We start from the raw sequence: 679 nt of genomic DNA, 5'->3' as shown, positions 1-679 counted from the left end.
CCTTTTAAATTAAAAATGAAGTTTTAAATCAATCTAAAGTATATATGAGTAAACTTGGTCTGACAGTTACCAATGCTTAATCAGTGAGGCACCTATCTCAGCGATCTGTCTATTTCGTTCATCCATAGTTGCCTGACTCCCCGTCGTGTAGATAACTACGATACGGGAGGGCTTACCATCTGGCCCCAGTGCTGCAATGATACCGCGAGACCCACGCTCACCGGCTCCAGATTTATCAGCAATAAACCAGCCAGCCGGAAGGGCCGAGCGCAGAAGTGGTCCTGCAACTTTATCCGCCTCCATCCAGTCTATTAATTGTTGCCGGGAAGCTAGAGTAAGTAGTTCGCCAGTTAATAGTTTGCGCAACGTTGTTGCCATTGCTACAGGCATCGTGGTGTCACGCTCGTCGTTTGGTATGGCTTCATTCAGCTCCGGTTCCCAACGATCAAGGCGAGTTACATGATCCCCCATGTTGTGCAAAAAAGCGGTTAGCTCCTTCGGTCCTCCGATCGTTGTCAGAAGTAAGTTGGCCGCAGTGTTATCACTCATGGTTATGGCGGCACTGCATAATTCTCTTACTGTCATGCCATCCGTAAGATGCTTTTCTGTGACTGGTGAGTACTCAACCAAGTCATTCTGAGAATAGTGTATGCGGCGACCGAGTTGCTCTTGCCCGGCG

Annotated in this window: 1 protein-coding gene; it reads right to left on the bottom strand. The window is 48.3% G+C overall.

Features of this window, described 5'->3' with window-relative positions; all coding sequences use genetic code 11:
- Positions 1-66: 66 nt before the first annotated feature.
- On the bottom strand, positions 67-679 hold a 613-nt coding region (bla, locus tag E2C06_RS36835; RefSeq protein ID WP_133293431.1), incomplete at its 5' end, for a class A beta-lactamase.

It is taken from the genome of Dankookia rubra (genome assembly GCF_004355005.1).
GTDB classification, from domain to species: domain Bacteria; phylum Pseudomonadota; class Alphaproteobacteria; order Acetobacterales; family Acetobacteraceae; genus Paracraurococcus; species Paracraurococcus ruber_A.
Note: the sequence above shows the minus strand (reverse complement) of the source record. Positions and strands in the feature narration are given on the sequence as shown.